The following is a 626-nucleotide window of genomic DNA, read 5'->3' as shown; positions in this document are numbered from 1 at the left end:
AACGCATTACGCTAAACATGGTGAATTCCTTGGCACTGCATTGGTGGATCCCACGTATGCCACGCCTTCAAGCCTATGCGCCCCAACTTGATGTGCGCCTATCTAACCTTTCTGGACGGTTCAATTTGGAACAAGAAGGCGTTGATGCTGCGTTGGTGCATGGCAACACTGAAGAGTGGCAAGACTACTATTGCGAAAAGCTCAGTGAAGACGAACTGGTATTAGTGTGCAGCCCTGATCTCATCGACCACAGCAATCCAGTTAACCTTTCTGACATCTTAAAGACGTATCCGCTCATTGAGGTCACGAATGAGCGCAGAAAACACGATTGGCAAGTCTGGTCAGACGCGATAGGAGTCGCTCGTCCAAAAAACAAAAAGCCGATCACTTTTAATATGTCGATTCAAGCGGTACAGGCAACCACGCGTCGTTTGGGTGTGTTGGTGACTCATCGTTTGTTTGTGAAAGACGACATCAAGTACGGTCAGCTGATCGAACTTGGTGAGCCTGTGATCAATCCTAATCAGCAACTTTATTTTGTGTGCCCACCGCATAAGCTCAAGCAAGAAAGCTTTCACTTATTGCGCTCGTGGTTAAAACAAGAATTTGCGTAACTGAGCCTGTTA

The 626-nt window shown here is 47.0% G+C and carries 1 protein-coding gene; it reads left to right on the top strand.

Annotated elements, in window-relative coordinates:
- A partial coding sequence (locus R8N49_RS28275) for a LysR substrate-binding domain-containing protein (RefSeq protein ID WP_318190587.1) occupies window positions 1–614 on the top strand: 614 nt, incomplete at its 5' end.
- Window positions 615–626: the final 12 nt, after the last annotated feature.

The organism is Vibrio sp. 1978, assembly GCF_033344345.1.
This window is presented reverse-complemented; position numbering and strand designations above follow the sequence as displayed.